At 62.5% G+C, this 14,232-nt stretch carries 17 protein-coding genes; 8 read left to right on the top strand and 9 right to left on the bottom strand.

Translation table 11 applies throughout. The features are described 5' to 3' along the window. From NAV33_RS17900 to NAV33_RS17910, 3 genes are all read right to left on the bottom strand, one after another. Positions 1-678 carry a class I SAM-dependent methyltransferase gene (locus NAV33_RS17900; protein WP_255982551.1) on the bottom strand — a complete coding sequence of 226 codons (678 nt, stop codon included), beginning with the start codon at positions 676-678 and terminating at the stop codon, positions 1-3. Positions 679-759: 81 nt separating this feature from the next. Next, positions 760-2,031 (bottom strand): sensor histidine kinase, encoded by a 1,272-nt coding sequence (locus tag NAV33_RS17905; RefSeq protein WP_255982552.1) that lies wholly within the window; start codon positions 2,029-2,031, stop codon positions 760-762. Continuing rightward, complete coding sequence (locus NAV33_RS17910) at positions 2,021-2,704, bottom strand: response regulator transcription factor (protein WP_255982554.1); 684 nt, start codon at positions 2,702-2,704, stop codon at positions 2,021-2,023. Before NAV33_RS17910 ends, NAV33_RS17905 begins: the two co-directional genes overlap by 11 nt. A 108-nt stretch (positions 2,705-2,812) precedes the next feature. On the opposite strand from NAV33_RS17910, the gene NAV33_RS17915 reads away from it, so the two are divergent. Together NAV33_RS17915 and NAV33_RS17920 are read left to right on the top strand one after the other, a co-directional pair. Continuing rightward, positions 2,813-4,774 carry an LTA synthase family protein gene (locus NAV33_RS17915; RefSeq protein ID WP_255982556.1) on the top strand — a complete coding sequence of 654 codons (1,962 nt, stop codon included), beginning with the start codon at positions 2,813-2,815 and terminating at the stop codon, positions 4,772-4,774. A 65-nt stretch (positions 4,775-4,839) separates the two neighbouring features. After that, a complete protein-coding gene (locus NAV33_RS17920) occupies positions 4,840-5,562 on the top strand; it encodes a phosphatase PAP2 family protein (protein WP_255982626.1) in 723 nt (240 codons plus the stop codon). Between the two features lie 9 nt (positions 5,563-5,571). Here the strand turns inward: NAV33_RS17920 and NAV33_RS17925 are convergent, their stop codons facing one another. Both NAV33_RS17925 and NAV33_RS17930 read right to left on the bottom strand, forming a co-directional pair. Beyond that, on the bottom strand, positions 5,572-5,997 hold the full coding sequence (locus NAV33_RS17925) for a hypothetical protein (protein WP_336605403.1): 426 nt from the start codon (positions 5,995-5,997) through the stop codon (positions 5,572-5,574). Between the two features lie 201 nt (positions 5,998-6,198). Then, entirely contained in the window at positions 6,199-6,765 is a 567-nt protein-coding gene (locus NAV33_RS17930) for a DUF4345 domain-containing protein (protein ID WP_255982558.1), read from the bottom strand. Between the two features lie 182 nt (positions 6,766-6,947). Here NAV33_RS17930 and NAV33_RS17935 point away from each other — a divergent pair, with 182 nt between their 5' ends. Both NAV33_RS17935 and ypfJ read left to right on the top strand, forming a co-directional pair. Continuing rightward, positions 6,948-7,382 (top strand): DUF411 domain-containing protein, encoded by a 435-nt coding sequence (locus NAV33_RS17935; RefSeq protein WP_255982560.1) that lies wholly within the window; start codon positions 6,948-6,950, stop codon positions 7,380-7,382. A 93-nt stretch (positions 7,383-7,475) separates the two neighbouring features. Continuing rightward, on the top strand, positions 7,476-8,336 hold the full coding sequence (ypfJ, locus tag NAV33_RS17940) for a KPN_02809 family neutral zinc metallopeptidase (protein ID WP_255982562.1): 861 nt from the start codon (positions 7,476-7,478) through the stop codon (positions 8,334-8,336). A 6-nt stretch (positions 8,337-8,342) separates the two neighbouring features. On the opposite strand, the gene NAV33_RS17945 is transcribed toward ypfJ, so the two are convergent. Beyond that, positions 8,343-8,690 carry a hypothetical protein gene (locus tag NAV33_RS17945; RefSeq protein ID WP_255982564.1) on the bottom strand — a complete coding sequence of 116 codons (348 nt, stop codon included), beginning with the start codon at positions 8,688-8,690 and terminating at the stop codon, positions 8,343-8,345. A gap of 108 nt (positions 8,691-8,798) precedes the next feature. Between NAV33_RS17945 and NAV33_RS17950 the strand changes: the two genes are divergently transcribed. The 4 genes from NAV33_RS17950 to NAV33_RS17965 all read left to right on the top strand — a co-directional run bounded on the left by NAV33_RS17950 (position 8,799) and on the right by NAV33_RS17965 (position 11,940). Next, positions 8,799-9,371: a DUF2796 domain-containing protein gene (locus NAV33_RS17950; RefSeq protein WP_255982566.1), complete on the top strand. Its 573-nt coding sequence runs from the start codon at positions 8,799-8,801 to the stop codon at positions 9,369-9,371. Between the two features lie 71 nt (positions 9,372-9,442). Next, complete coding sequence (locus NAV33_RS17955) at positions 9,443-10,150, top strand: ABC transporter ATP-binding protein (protein ID WP_255982567.1); 708 nt, start codon at positions 9,443-9,445, stop codon at positions 10,148-10,150. Between the two features lie 3 nt (positions 10,151-10,153). Next, positions 10,154-11,419, top strand: coding sequence for an ABC transporter permease (locus NAV33_RS17960; RefSeq protein WP_255982569.1), 1,266 nt, complete (start codon positions 10,154-10,156; stop codon positions 11,417-11,419). Positions 11,420-11,427: 8 nt separating this feature from the next. Beyond that, positions 11,428-11,940: a DUF3299 domain-containing protein gene (locus NAV33_RS17965; RefSeq protein ID WP_255982571.1), complete on the top strand. Its 513-nt coding sequence runs from the start codon at positions 11,428-11,430 to the stop codon at positions 11,938-11,940. Between the two features lie 72 nt (positions 11,941-12,012). Here the strand turns inward: NAV33_RS17965 and NAV33_RS17970 are convergent, their stop codons facing one another. From NAV33_RS17970 to NAV33_RS17980, 3 genes are read right to left on the bottom strand one after another with little or no spacing between them, the layout of a single operon-like run. Further along, a complete protein-coding gene (locus NAV33_RS17970) occupies positions 12,013-13,104 on the bottom strand; it encodes a tetratricopeptide repeat protein (protein WP_255982573.1) in 1,092 nt (363 codons plus the stop codon). A 1-nt stretch (position 13,105) separates the two neighbouring features. Beyond that, on the bottom strand, positions 13,106-13,813 hold the full coding sequence (locus NAV33_RS17975; protein ID WP_255982575.1) for an energy transducer TonB: 708 nt from the start codon (positions 13,811-13,813) through the stop codon (positions 13,106-13,108). Beyond that, on the bottom strand, positions 13,813-14,226 hold the full coding sequence (locus NAV33_RS17980) for an ExbD/TolR family protein (RefSeq protein WP_255982577.1): 414 nt from the start codon (positions 14,224-14,226) through the stop codon (positions 13,813-13,815). Before NAV33_RS17980 ends, NAV33_RS17975 begins: the two co-directional genes overlap by 1 nt. Positions 14,227-14,232: the final 6 nt, after the last annotated feature.

The raw sequence follows: 14,232 nt of genomic DNA on the forward strand, positions 1-14,232 counted from the left end.
TCAGCCCCTTTTGCGTAACACGTAGACCCGCCACATGGCGTAACCGGGCAGGAAGTCGTTGTGTCCGACAATGTCGAAGCCGGCCTGGCGGAACTCGGCCTCGACCACCGAACGTTGCACCACGAAGCGATTCTGGTTGGCCTTGGCCGGGCGACGGCGCTCCAGGCGCTTGCGTTTCCAGGCTTTGTAGTTGCCATCTACCCATAGCGACAGAATCACCGTGTCGCGGCTGACCCGATGAAATTCACGCAGCATCGCCAGTCGATGAGCCGGATCGGCAATGTGGTGCAGCAGGCGCATACAGAAGATGCTGTCGACAGCGTTATTGCCCATGTCGATGGCGAACGCCGAGGTTTGGAAGGTTTCCACCCGCTTGACCACTTCCAGCGGCTGCGCGGCCTGGGCGATCGCCAGCATGTCGGCGGAATTGTCCGCGGCAAGGATCATCCGGCTTGGGTGCTCGGCCAGCAGCGGCCAGAAACGCCCGGCGCCGCAGGGCAGGTCGAGTACCAGATCGGGGTCGCCGGCAAGTTTCAGCGCGCGCCGCGCTAGTTGCTCGTCACGCCAGTGCGACAGGCGTCGAGCCAGGCCGTCCTGGTGTTTTTGCAGGTACTGATGGGCGTGCTCGCGGTCGTATTTGCGCGAGAAGTCCAGTTCGATGGGGCTCGGTCTCGTCATGGCGGGCGTTCCGGTTAGAAGCAGAACGCCAAATTAGCGAGGCCGGGATCAAGGCTCTGTCAAAAGGATGTGAAAAAAATGTCAAGCGTCGCCGTCCAGCCGTACCCGGAAGCAGCTGCCTTGGGGTTGACGCTGCTGTACGCCGACTTGCCAGCCCTGATGCGCGCAGATCCGCTTGACCAGTGACAGGCCCAGCCCGAGCCCCTCACCGCGCGCCTCGGCGCCGCGCACGAATGGTTGGAACATGAGTTGTTGCTGATCCAGTGGAATGCCGACGCCGGTGTCTTCGACGCGAAACCCGGTGCGCTCGAGAATCAGGCATACCGTGCCGGTTTCGGTGTAGTGCAGGGCATTGCGCAACAGGTTGGACATCACCGTGCTCAACAGCGTGTGGTTGTATTCGCCCGCACTGTGGCTTTCGGCGATCACCTCGAAACTCAGCCCCTTGTCGCGCATCAGCGGCCCCCAGCGTTCGGCCTGTTCCTCGGTGACGCTGGTCAAGCTGGCGCTGCCGCCCAGCGCTGTCTGCTCCGGCCGCGCGCGCGCCAGCATCAGAAAGGTCTGCACCAATTCGTGCATCTCCTTTGCTGCGCGTTCAATGCGCTGCGCCTGGGTACCGGCCTTGCCCGGCAACTCGGCCTGATCGAGCAACTCACAAGCGCCGAGAATGACCATCAGCGGCGTGCGCAGCTCGTGGCTGACATCGGCAGTGAACAGCCGCTCGCGCTCCAGAGTCTGACGCAGCTGGCCGAGGGTACTGTCGAAGGCCGCAGCCAGATGGCCCACTTCGTCGTCGGGATATTGCAGCGCCAGCGGTGGCGCCAGCGGATGCAATTGATCGCGATGGCGCACCTGCTGAGCCAGGCGCGTCACGGGTGCCATTACCGTGCGCGCCATTAGTAGGCCAAGTAACCACGCGCCGGCAACGCTGAGCAGAAACCCCCCGAGCACCACATTGAACAGCACATTTTCACGGGCCTCGAATTCATGTTGCTCCTGGACCAGGAGATAGCGCTCGCCCGCGCTTTCACGGACATAGACGTAATACGCCTCATCGCCCCTGACCAACTCGGTGAAACCCTCAGCCAACCCTGCCAACTCATCAGGCACAGCGTACTGGGGCATGTTCGAGGCATAGAACGAGGTACTTGAATCCAGACGCGGCGCAACGCCCTGGCGCAGATCCTCGTTAAGCACGATATCCAGCTCGCGGCCCAACTCCTCGGTTACCAGATGCTCCTCGATGGAATGCACCACCGCGACGATACCGAGCGAGAAGATGCCGCTGACCGCCAGGGTCGTCAACGTAAAGGCAATGACGATGCGACGCGCGAATGGCTGTTTAGCCAGCATGGGGCATCTCCGCCAGGCGGAAGCCGACTCCATGCACGGTGTGCAGCAGCGGCGCGGCGAAGGGTTTGTCGAGTACTTGGCGCAACTGGTGAATATGGCTGCGCAGGCTGTCACTGTCGGGGATATCGTCGCCCCATAGCGCTTCTTCCAGCTGCTCGCGGCGCACCACCGCCGGGCTCTTCTTCATCAGGATCGTCAGCAGCTTGTGGCCGATGGGGTTCAGCCGCAACGGCTGGCCGCCACGAGTGGCCTGCAACGTATCGAGGTTGTAATGCAGATCGCCGACCTGTAGCTCATTTTTACGCGAGCCCTGGCTGCGCCGCAGCACAGCTTCGATGCGCGCGACCAGCTCCGACAGCGCGAACGGCTTGATCAAATAATCGTCGGCGCCGACGCCGAGCCCCTGCAGGCGATCATCGAGCGCATCGCGCGCCGTCAGCATGATGATCGGTGTATCGCGCCGGGCGTCTTCGCGAAGGCGTTTGCACACCTGCAAGCCGTCGATACCCGGCAGCATGATGTCCAGCACGATCAAATCGTAGTGGCTGGTCGCCGCCAGGTGCAGCCCGCTCAGCCCATCCTGCGCGCAGTCGACCACGTAGCCCTTGAGTTCGAGGAAATCCAGCACGTTGGCAAGAATGTCTCGGTTGTCTTCGATGACCAGAATGCGCATGGCGGCTCGCTCGCAGGAATACATGACGTTTTTTTCACAGCTTCTTGACGAAGGGCTCACGGGTACGTCGACAGACTTCGGCACGTTTTCCCATTTCGGAATCATACGATGCCAACTCTCCGCCATGCTCAGCTCCGTTACCTCTCATTGCTGCTCGGCCTTTGGCTGGTGGCCTTTGTGCTCACCCGCACGGCATTGCTGGCCAGTCACTGGCAAGAAGCCGGAACCGGCGCCAGCGGGCTGTTGACCGTTTATGGCGTGGGGCTGCTCTACGACCTCGCCTACCTCGCGTTTGCCGCCGTGCCACTTGGCGTGTATCTCCTGCTCTGTCCCGAGCGCATCTGGACTAGCCGTTGGCATCGCGCCTGGCTGCAGCTGTTATTGGCTGTCAGCCTCTACGCCATGCTGTTCACGGCGGTGGCCGAGTGGTTGTTCTGGGACGAGTTCGGGGTGCGCTTCAACTTCATCGCCGTGGATTACCTGGTCTATTCCGACGAGGTCGTGAACAACATTCTGGAGTCCTACCCGGTCTACCCATTGCTGGCGTTGTTGGCGCTTCTGGCGCTGGTCGTCGCCGCGGCGTTGCAGCGACCACTGCGACAAGCCCTCGACGCGCCCCTGCTGCCATGGCGCGGGCGCTTGGCCGCAATTGCCAGCCTGACGGGCCTGGCGCTTGGCATAGCGCTGACCGTAGGCCAGGACTTTCCGCGCAGCTCCGGCGGCAATGCCTATCAGCGTGAACTAGCGAGCAATGGCCCGTTTCAATTCTTCGCGGCCTTTCGCAACAATGAACTCGACTACCAACAGTTCTACGCGACGCTGCCGGAGGCCGAAGTCGCCGTCCAGTTGCGTCGTGAGATCAGCGAACCCAACGCACGCTTCATCGTCGGCAGCGATCCTTTGGACATTCGCCGTGTGATCGACAATCCGGGGCAGCCGAAGGCGCTCAACGTCGTGCTCGTCACCATCGAAAGCCTTAGCGCCAAATATTTGGGCAGCTTTGGCGACACGCGCGGTCTGACGCCGAACCTCGACGAATTGCGCCGCCAGAGCCTGTTCTTCAACAACTTCTACGCCACCGGGACACGCACCGACCGTGGTCTGGAAGCCATCACTTTGTCCGTCCCACCCACTCCAGGGCGCTCGATCGTCAAGCGAATCGGCCGTGAAAGCGGCTTCGCCAGTCTCGGCCAACAGCTCTCAGCACAGGGGTACGACAGCGCGTTCCTGTACGGCGGACGGGGCTACTTCGACAACATGAGCGCTTTTTTCAGTGGCAACGGCTACCGCGTCGTCGACCAGAGCAGCGCTAACGAGGCGGACATTCATTTCAAAAATGCCTGGGGCATGGCCGATGAGGACCTTTACCGCCTGGCGATCAAGGAGGCGGACACTGACTATGCAGCCGGCAAGCCGTTCTTCCTGCAACTGATGACCACGTCCAACCATCGGCCGTATACCTATCCCGAGGGCCGCATCGATATTCCATCGGGCGATGGCCGGGAAGGCGCGGTGAAGTACACCGATCATGCGATCGGCGAGTTCCTGCGCGACGCTCGCGGCAAGCCCTGGTTCGACAACACCCTGTTCGTCTTCGTCGCCGACCATACGGCCGGCAGCGCAGGCTCGCAGGACCTGCCGGTGGCCAACTATCACATACCGTTGTTCGTCTATGCGCCGACGCTTATCGCGCCGCGCGAAGTGTCGATGGTCGCCAGTCAGATCGACATAGCACCGACGCTACTCGGCTTGCTCAACCTGGACTACGTCTCGACCTTCTTCGGTCGCAACCTCCTGCGCGACGATGCCAAGCCAGGCCGTGCGCTGATTGGCAACTACCAGCATCTGGGACTTTTCGACGGTAAAGACCTGGCGATTCTCAGCCCCCGCCGGGTGGTGCGTCGCCACGACGATGCGCTTCAGATCAGCCGAGAATCCCGGGCGACGCCGGACGATAGCTTGGTGGCGCGCGACATCGCTTATTACCAGGGCGCCAGCCATGACTACACCCACACGCTGCTGGGCTGGCTGCCCAAGCCGCCTGCAGGCACTCGCCTCAGCCAGCGCTGAGCCCTTTCCGCCCCGTGTAAGCGGGGCCATCGATTGAGCCGAACATGACCACAACACGGTATGCAATGCCCTCCCGCCCCTTCAGCTTCCGCCTATGGTTCGGCCTTCCATTGCTGATCATGGGGCTGTTGCTCGCCACTGACCCGAGCCGCCTCGATTTCGCCATTTCCAACTGGTTCTACAGCACGCAGGACGGCTTCGCGGGCAAACACAGCTGGCTGCTCGAAGACCTGTTGCACGATCGTGCGAAACAGGTGGTGATCGCCATTGGCCTGGCGGCGATTGGCGGCTTCGTGCTCAGCCTGTTGCCGACCCGTCTTGCCGCCTGGCGACGACGGCTAGGCTATCTGGTGCTGGCGCTCGGGTTGTCGACCGCCATCGTGACGCCACTCAAGGCGCTGACCGGTGTGCACTGTCCCTGGAGCCTTACCGAATTCGGCGGCAGCGAAACCTATACGCCGCTGCTGAGCCCGCGCGCACCGACGCTCAAGCCAGGGCGCTGCTGGCCTGGCGGCCATGCCTCGGCAGGTTTTTCGCTGTTCGCGTTGTTCTTCTTTCTACGGGACCGGCATCCCCGTGCGGCGCGGTGTGGACTGGGTTTTGCGCTGGGATTGGGCCTGCTGTTTTCGGTCAGCCGAGTGATGCAAGGGGCGCACTTCCTGTCGCACAACGTTTGGACGATGCTTTTCGACTGGGTGATCTGCCTGCTCTGCTACCGCCTTGTACTGTATCGCGCACCCAGCGAAGCCGTTGCAAAGAATCTGGACGTGGTCAACGCCGCGTCATAACAGCCGGCCTCAAGGCTTCCGGCGGAACGCCTGGGCCTTGGCCTGATCGACGTGATGCCGCCACTCACGGTCGCGCTGGCGCTCCAGCGCACTGTCCTGCCAGGCAGAGAGCCCGCCACTGGCTTCTTGCGTCGCCTGGCATTGGCGATAGCCGTCGCTCCAGCCTTCGGCATACAGCGGCTGGCTCAGATAGCGCGGCACATCCTTGCTGAACTCCGCCGGCGCACCTGCAGCCTGACGTCCACTGCCACAGCCAGCGTCGAAGCCATCGACGTACTCCGGCGGGTAGCCTTCGGCGAGCAACCGTTGGCTGGCATTCTGACAGCCGGCCAGGGACAGACCGGCAAGCAGCACCGCCAGCAATACCGGGCGACGATGCGGCAGTTTATTGCATCGACTGGAGGCTTGGGCAGGAAGCGGGAAATTTGCAATCATCGGTTCACCTGAGCATAGAGACGGCCCCGCAGCGACGCGCTGTCGCCGGAGCGGTGCCATCAAGTCTGCGCGGCGTACTGTCGGGGTTTCGTCAAACCGATGTGAATGGAACGTGAAACGCCAATCTTGCTGGGACAAGAAGCTCTCTACGGACACGGGTTTGCGGATGGAGAACTGCCCGCAATCATTTCTATCGCAGAATCACGTCCGGCGCCCCTCGTTGGCCGTATTAAGCGGATCACCGCGACGGAAGGGCTCCGGCCCCTGCTCCGCTTCGGGCGTCGACAACGTCGCAGCGCCATCGCCCACGCGAAATGGCTTGGGTGGGCCATCGTCCATACGGGTCCGTTTGGGCTGAAGCTCAGTTCCTGGCTCAGCCGCTGGACGCTCACGAATCATCACCAGCGCAGCCGCCGCCAGCAACGCGGCGAGTACCCGGTAAATCAATGAAGCAAGATCGAAACCGATCAGTTCGCCGCCGTCGAGCCACAACGACCCGAGCCGTCCAGCAACCAGTGCAAGCATGGTGATCACCAACATCACCAGGGCCGTTTTGGCACGCTCAGGGACTTGCATCGCCCAGAGCAGAAACAGTGCCAGGCCCAGCTGCAACCCACCGTAATAGACGCGCATATGGCTGACCGAGGCGGTCTCCATCAGCAGCATCCCGTTCAGATTGGCCATCTCATAAGGGCGCAGCCAGTAGGCAAGGCTGAACCCGATCATGATCACGGCTTGGACAATCAGAACGAAACGGGCAAAACGCATCGAAAGCTCTCCTGATAGCGGCTCCGCACCACGATGGTTATCCGACCGAAACAGCTCGTTTTGGTTCGCTACCAAGCCGCAGCCGCACGCGCTTTGGACTGAGACATTCGCTCACACCTGATGCTTGGGCAGCGCCAGGGCCTGGCGGTACTCTGCGCACTATTTCGTCGGAGGGAATTCTCATGCGCCATCTGCTGCTCGCTACTACTCTTTTCGCCAGCCTCGCCCACGCCGCCGAACCCATCGCCATTGATGTCCACCGCGATGCCAATTGCGGCTGCTGCACCTCGTGGATCAAGCATCTGGAAGAGAACGGCTTCGCCGTAACCGATCACGTCGAAACCGACATGGCGGCGGTCAAGAACCGTCTTGGCGTACCGCATCGGCTGGGCTCCTGCCACACCGGCGTGATCGACGGAAAGTTCGTCGAAGGTCACGTTCCGGCCGCCGACATCCTCAAGCTGCGTGCACAACCGGATCTGATCGGCGCGGCCGTGCCGGGCATGCCCATGGGCTCGCCGGGCATGGAGATGGGCGATCGGAAAGACGCCTACAAGGTGATCGGCCTGAGCAAACAGGGCGAGGAATCGGTACTGGCCAATTACCCCGCGAACTGAAATCAAGTAGACGAAGCGTCGTCTTCTGGCTGAATTAGCTGGCGGCATGGCGGGTCTTAGCCACTGAGCAATGACTGGCAGAAGGCCCCGAACATGCGGTGGAAAAAGGCGCGTCGCAGTGACAACGTAGTGGATGCCCGCGGCCGTAGCGGCGGCATAGGCGGTGGACGTTTGAGCCTGGCCGGGGTCGCCATCGTGGTGGTGATCGGACTGCTCTCGGGCCAGGACCCGATGCAAATTCTCGGTCAGTTGGCCAATCAGACCGGCTCGACACCCACGTCACAAAGCAATACGCCAGCGAGCGGCGACGATCCGCAGGTCGCCTTCGTTCAGGCGATCCTGGGCGATACGGAAGACACTTGGCGCGCGCTGTTTCAACAGTCCGGCGAGCAGTATCGCGACCCTACGCTGGTGCTCTTTCGCGGTGGTGTCAGCTCGGCCTGCGGTTTCGCCAATTCGGCGGTCGGGCCGTTCTACTGCCCTGGCGACCGGCAGGTGTATCTCGATCTGCAGTTCTTCGATGAGATGGCCTCACGCTTTTCGGTCGCTGGCGATTTCGCCCAGGCCTATGTGATTGCCCATGAGGTTGGCCACCATGTCCAGACTCTGCTTGGCGTATCGCAGCAGATGCAGGCCGCACGTCAGCGCGGAGCCCAAATGGAGGGCGACAATGGCTTGCTGGTCCGGCAGGAATTACAGGCGGACTGCTTCGCTGGTGTCTGGGCCTACCACGCCCAGCAGCGTCATGACTGGCTTGAGGAAGGTGATCTGGAGGAGGCACTGAACGCCGCCAACGCCATCGGTGATGATCGTCTTCAGCAGCAGAGCCAGGGCCGCGTGGTACCGGACGCCTTCACCCACGGCACCTCGGCGCAGCGGGTGAAGTGGTTCCGCACCGGCTTCGACAGCGGTGAGCCCGCGCGCTGCAACACCTTCCAGGCGCAGCGCCTGTAACGTTTCTCAGAGTGTCTCGTTGATCCAGCTGTAGATCGGCGAGTCGGCGCCGCTCTGCACGCTAACCTGAGCACTGTGGCGCAGACGCACCAGCAAGCGCTTGCCGGCCTGTGCGCTACCGCTCAGGGCTTGCAGCTCAGCCAGCAGCTGTGGCCCCTCCATCCGCCCCGCTTCCCGCAGCAACTGCTGGGCGCCGAGCCAGAGACGATCGGAACCCGCCTCAGTCGATGCCTGCGCCGCTTGTGAGTTGGCGCTTAGCGGCAGCTGACGCGCCAGCTGTGCCCAATCCTGATCGTCCAGCTCCACGCTGAGATCCACCGGTAGCTCGCCGATGTGGCCACGAATTCGGATCATCTTTGTTCTCCAGAAAAACTCTCACCATGCTCCCACGGCTCGCGTCGGGCTGGCCAGCGCAGCCACTCTTTTGTTATAACGTAACTATTACTTAATCAGGAGATCGTCATGCGTCATCTGTTGCTCGCCCTGCCCTTTGTTCTTCTGCCCGGCCTCGCTCAGGCTGCCCAGCATCACGAGCATGACCATCATGATCAGCACGCCAGTCTCGGCGCCCATGAGCACGGCGCCGCCGAACTGGACGTCGCGCTGGATGGTTCGACATTGGAAATCGAACTTCGCAGTCCGGCGATGAATCTGGTGGGCTTCGAACACGCGCCGGGCAGCGATGCGGACAAACGCAAGATCGCCGACGCACGCAAGCGGCTAGAGCAGCCCGATACCCTGTTCGGCCTGCCAGCGACAGCAGGCTGCACCCTGGCTGAAACCGAGCTGGAAAGCCCACTGTTCGAAGACGCCGCTCATGACGGCGAGCACGAGCACGATCATGAAGGCCAGCACAGCGAGATCCACGCCCACTATCACTACGATTGCGCCACCCCTCAGGCGCTGCACGCCCTCGATCTGCAGGCGTTGTTCAAGGCATTCCCCGGCACCGAGAAAATCCAGGCACAACTGATCGGCCCGAACGGCCAACGTGGCGCACAACTCGACGCCGACCAGTCACGCGCTGAGTTCTGAACACCCGTTGTCTGCCGCTGCCCGGCCCGACGCAGTAAACTCACCGGCTCGCCTGACACGGATCATCGCGAATGACCGCACCGTTGCTCGAACTCCACCAACTGGGTTTTGCCTGGCCCGGCCAGGCAGAACTGCTCGACATCCCCAACTTCAAGCTGGAGCGCAACCAGAGCCTGTTTCTAAAGGGGCCGTCAGGTAGCGGCAAGACCACCTTGCTGGGCCTGATCGGCGGCGTACAAAAAGCGCAGCGCGGAACGGTTCGACTGCTCGGCAGCGACCTCGCGGCGCTTTCCGCAGGCGCGCGGGATCGTTTTCGCGTCGATCACACCGGCTATATCTTCCAGCAGTTCAACCTGTTGCCCTTTCTCTCGGTAGCCGAAAACGTCGGCTTGCCCTGTCATTTCTCGAAAGCTCGGGCCGAACGCGCCCGTCAGCGGCACGGCAGCGTTGCGCAGGCAACGGCAAGCCTGCTTTCGCACCTCGGCCTATCCAAGGAGCTCTTCGGGCGACGTGCCGAAGCGCTATCGATCGGCCAACAACAGCGCGTTGCCGCTGCGCGCGCGTTGATCGGTCAGCCGGAACTGGTGATTGCCGACGAGCCCACCTCGGCGCTCGACGCCGACAGCCGGGAAGCTTTTCTGCAATTGTTGTTCGCCGAGTGCAGGGAGGCTGGCTCGAGCTTGCTGTTCGTCAGCCACGACCAGAGTCTGGCTCCGCTATTCGACCGTAGCCTGTCACTGGCGGAGCTCAACCACGCCGCCTACGTACCGGAGATATAGGCCATGTACCTGTTGCGCCTGGCCTTGGCGAGCCTGAACAACCGCCGCTTCACCGCCTTGCTTACGGTCTTCGCCATCGCCCTGTCGGTGTGTCTGTTGCTAGCTGTCGAGCGTGTACGCACCGAAGCCCGCGCCAGCTTCGCCAGCACCATCAGCGGCACCGACCTGATCGTTGGCGCCCGCTCCGGCTCTGTGAATCTGCTTCTGTATTCGGTGTTCCGTATCGGCAACGCCACCAACAACATCCGCTGGGAAAGCTTCGAGCACTTCGCGCAGCATCCACGGGTTAGCTGGGCGATCCCCATCTCATTGGGTGACTCCCACCGCGGCTATAGAGTGATGGGCACCAGCACTGCCTATTTCGAACATTACCGCTACGGCCGCAAGCAGCCCTTGCAACTCGCTGAAGGCCGCCCTTTCGCCGAGGATCCGTTCGAAGTGGTGCTCGGCGCCGAGGTGGCACGGGCGTTGAACTACAGACTGGACGACCAGTTGGTGCTGGCCCACGGGGTCGCCACGGTCAGCCTGGTCAAACATGACGACAAGCCGTTCCGCGTGGTCGGCATCCTGCAGCGCACCGGCACGCCGGTCGACCGTACGCTGCATATCAATCTTGCCGGAATGGAAGCGCTACATATCGACTGGCAGAACGGCATGCCTGCTCGCGGAGCGGCGCGCATCGATGCGGAACAGGCGCGCCAGATGGATCTGCAGCCGAAGCAGATTACTGCCGTCATGCTTGGTCTCAACAGCAAGATCGCTACCTTCACCCTGCAGCGCGAAATAAACCAGTATCGCGGCGAACCGCTATTGGCGATCCTGCCCGGCGTTGCGTTGCAAGAGCTCTGGAGCCTGATGGGGACGGCGGAACAGGCACTGTTCGTCGTCTCGCTGTTCGTCGTGATCACCGGGTTGATTGGCATGCTCACGGCGATTCTGACCAGCCTCAACGAACGTCGCCGGGAAATGGCCATCCTGCGCTCGGTGGGCGCCAGGCCCTGGCATATCGCCGGTCTGCTGATCGTCGAGGCGTTCAGTCTGGCACTGGCTGGCGTGATGCTCGGATCGCTGTTGTTATACATAGCAATTGCCGCCGCCCAGGCACCGCTGCAAAGCCATTATGGGCTTTACTTGCCGCTGGCCTGGCCGAGTGCTTATGAGTGGTCGCTGCTTGCCGGCATACTATTGGCCGGCCTACTGATGGGCAGCGTGCCTGCCTGGCGCGCTTACCGGCAGTCCCTGGCCGATGGCCTGTCGATCAAATTATGAGGACTGTCATGCCACGCCTGCTGCTCGCCACGCTGCTCGCCCTTGCGGTTCCGTTCGCCGCCGCCGAGGTGCGTGAACTGCAATGGTCAGATCTGATTCCCGCGGACGCGCCGCCACCACCGCCACCCATGGCGATCCATGACATGTCGCAGCTGGCCGATGCGCTCGCCGCCGAAACGGGCCCCGCTGCTGCTCAGCAATCTCCTGCCGCACCGGTAGTCGAGTCGCTGGACGGCGCCCAGGTAAAGCTGCCTGGCTATATCGTGCCGCTGGACATGGGCGAGGATGGGCGTGTCACTGAATTTCTGCTGGTGCCCTACTTCGGCGCCTGCATTCACGTTCCGCCACCTCCGTCGAACCAGATCGTGCATGCCACCAGCGAACTGGGGGTAAAGGTCGACGAGTTGTACCAGCCCTTCTGGATCGAGGGTCCGCTGCGGGTTGAGCACGCCAGCAGCGAGTTGGCCGAGGCCGGCTATCGCATGGATGCGCAGAAGATTTACTTCTACGAATTGGAGTGAGGAACGGCAAGGTTCCCTATGCCAGAGCGTTGGGAATCAGATCGCTCAACTACTTAATCGGCGAGGGCTGGGTCAGTGGGCACTCGCGACCTGGCGTTCACGCTCGAAACTCAGCTCACCTTCAGCCCATTCCCGCCAGGCGCGTACCTTGCGCCGCTCGGCACCGGCCCGCTCGGCCTGTTTCAGCGCATCGAGTCCCGCTTGCCAGCGGGCCTGCTCTAACTCCAGCTGAGCGACATTCAGCCAGAACTTGGCGCTGCCGGACTGCACGGCCAGCTCGCGGTAGATCTTCGCGGCTGCGGAGCGCTCCCGCGCCTGCCACCAGAGCATGCCCAGCCGTTCACGGCGCTTGGCGTCGCTGGGTAGTAGGCGCGACTCGAGCATGCCTTGTAGCAGCTTCGCCCCTTGCCATGGTTGACCGGCTGCGCCCGCCAACAGCACCAGATTGTCCAGCTCCGACTCGCTGAAACGCAGTCCCTTGGCATGTGCTGCGCGCAGCGTTGCGAGCGCCTTGTCTTCAGCGCCAGCCATCTGCTGCAAACCTGCCAACTGACGCCAGCTCTTGGCTTGATTCGGATGGCGGGCAAGCAAACGCCGCTGCCAGCGCTCGGCAGTCTCGTAACGCTTCAGTTCGGCATTGCCGGCCACCAGAAACTGCAGCCAGGTATCGGCCGCATCGGGGTTGGCCTGGACGTAACGTTCTGCCAGCGGTAGCGCCTTGGCGTGTTGGCCGAGCCCCTGATAGGCCTGCACCAACATCTGCAGTACCTCTTCGCTCGCCTGAGCGGGCGGGCCCAACAGGCTGATCACCTTGGCATAGCGGCGCTCGATCAGATTGAGTTTGGCCAGGTTGAGTTGCTCGTTCGGCAGCAGCGTCTCGTCCAGCTTGCCACTGGCGACCGCCTTTTCGAGCAACTCCAGCGCTTGTCGGTTGTTGCCTTCGGCCCAGGCCAGGTACGCCTGACTGCGCCATAAAAGCGCTTCTTCAGCACTGCCTGACTTGGCCTCGGCCTGAATGAGGGCCTTGCGCGCAGCGCTGTAGTCGCCCTTCTGCTGAGCGCTTTGCGCACGCTCCAGCGCCTTGAACACGACCGGGTCGATGCCTTGAGCGGCGTGAGTCGAAGCTGCGAACAACAACGAGATCAACAGCAGCAAACGTGGCATGTCAGCGTTCTCCTTGCAGGCGGAAGTGCAGAGTCTTGACGGCTTCGCGCGATACCGCGGCGCCATTCTGGGTACGTGGTGCAAAGCGCCAGCGAGCGGCAGCACGGCGCGCTTCGCGATCGAACACATTGCGCGGCGAGGCTTCCAGCACCCGGATGTTTTCGACCTTGCCGGCAGCCGTAATGGTGAAGGCGAGCTTGATATGCCCTTCGATGCGACGGTCAATTGCTCGTTGCGGATACTCGGGACGGACGTCGTTCAGCGGCATGACTTCCTGCTCGGGGCCACCGGACTGCGCCGCAGTGTCAGCCGCCGACGGGGCCGGCGCCGGAGCTGCGGGCGGCGCAGCGGCAGTTAAGCCGGACAGGCTGGGCGCCGGCGCGCTGGCAACCGACATTCCACTGTCGATATTCGGCAGTTGCAAATCCAGTTTCGGCAGGCTGGCATCTGGCGTGGCCATGCTCGGCGTGGGTGGCGTCGGCGGTTGCGGTGTCTTTGGCTGAGGCGGCTGAGGCGCTTGCTGCCGCGAACGCGTCGCGGTGCTTTCGTTGCGGTTGTCCATGCGCACGAAGTTGGCAATGGCCACCGGCTCGTCCGTCACTTCGCTACGCGGCGGGTTGACCATGCTCAGCATCAAAACGAACAGCAGCAACGCCACCACGCAGGCGGCGATAAAGGACAACCCGACACGGGTCAGCCCGCGAGCCATTACTGCGCTCCCGAAATGGCAGCGAGCGCCACATCCCGGACCCCAGCCTGGCGCGCCTGATCCATTACCTGAACCACCAGCCCGGTGCGCGCGTCCTGATCCGCCTGGACCACCACAGCGCCTTCAGGCTGGTCGACGCGCATGCGCTCGACATGGGCGCGTACGCTGCGCACGTCGACCGGCTGCTTGTCGATCCAGACCTGGCCGTCGGCAGTGACTGCAATCAGGATGTTGCCTTTGTCCTGCGCACTGGCAGTATCGGCCTGCGGGCGCTGGACTTCGACGCCGGACTCCTTGATGAAGGAGCTGGTGACGATGAAAAAGATCAGCATGATGAAGACCACGTCGAGCATCGGCGTCAGATCGATGCCGGTGTCCTCTTCCTGCTGGTAATGATGGCGACGCATACGCATCCGGTA

The organism is Stutzerimonas stutzeri, assembly GCF_024448715.1.
In the GTDB taxonomy this organism is placed as follows: domain Bacteria; phylum Pseudomonadota; class Gammaproteobacteria; order Pseudomonadales; family Pseudomonadaceae; genus Stutzerimonas; species Stutzerimonas stutzeri_AR.